We start from the raw sequence: 1,100 nt of genomic DNA, 5'->3' as shown, positions 1-1,100 counted from the left end.
ATGATGATATTATTGAAAGATCTTGTCAGGCTTGGAATGAAATACTAAGTGAGAATGGTTTTATTAAAAATTTGTGTAGTAGAGAGTGGAGTTTTTTGGTTTAGTTGTTTTTTGAATTTGGTATAAGACTCTATAAATCAGATTGTGTTAATCTTTAAAAAAACCAATCTAAAATAACATCAATGCCCGCCCTTAAAAAACCCTTCACTCTACTTTTAATACTAAGCCATTTGAACGCTTTTGTATTAGGTGGCGTGGGTAATGTGTATGCCGCCAACCAAGAAGTTAACACTGTAAAATCTCCACAAAATTTTGTTGATATTACTGCCAACGAGGTTTTAAATATCTCATCCGTCCAAGGCTTCAAGTTCGTACAAACGAAGTACAGTTCTAAGGGCTTTTTCTCTAGCAGTGTTAATATCAACACCAAAGCCACCGCAAAAGATGCCTATTCAGCATACCAACAAGATCTAGCCCAACAACAAGCACAACTCCAAGACCTTCAAGCCAAACTCGAAGATGACATTGGCTTTATTGAGCAAATAGACATTGACGAAATGAGCGAGTTGGTCGGTGATCTACAAGCAGACAAAAAATACTATCAAACCAATATCGCCCTAGCAGCATCCAGCCTAGCAGCCAAAACCACCGCCCTTGCCGCCCAACTAGCAACAGCAGCAGCAAGCTCAGGCACCTATGGCTTTAACGCAGGGATAGAATTTGACATTGACGCTCTAGAGCGTCAACTCCAAGCCCAGCAAACCCAATCAATTGCCTCCAATCTGGTTGCCAATAATATCAACATCAATACCAACAAAACCACCACCATTGTTGGCTCAAACCTCCAAGCCAATGCAAATAACGCAGTCAACTCAGATAATGCAGTCAACTCAAATAACGCAAATAACGCAGTCAACACAGACAACACAAATAACGGACAAATCAACATAAACAGTCAAAACCTTAACATCCTCTCTAGCCAAGATACCAACAACACCAAGTCTAACACCCAGCATAAAAACTTGAATGTCTCTTATACGCTATATGGCACTAATTCAAGTAATCTGAGCGGCAGCATCTCCCGAGATTCCAGCACCAGC

1 protein-coding gene is annotated in these 1,100 nt (G+C 40.4%); it reads left to right on the top strand.

Annotation, left to right across the window (positions count from 1 at the left end):
* Positions 1-182 precede the first annotated feature (182 nt).
* Positions 183-1,100, top strand: a 918-nt coding sequence (locus BBROOKSOX_RS11430) for a hypothetical protein (RefSeq protein ID WP_373896633.1), incomplete at its 3' end; no start/stop codon positions are given.

Source organism: bacterium endosymbiont of Bathymodiolus sp. 5 South, from assembly GCF_900128535.1.
In the GTDB taxonomy this organism is placed as follows: Bacteria; Pseudomonadota; Gammaproteobacteria; order PS1; family Pseudothioglobaceae; genus Thiodubiliella.
Note: the sequence above shows the minus strand (reverse complement) of the source record. Positions and strands in the feature narration are given on the sequence as shown.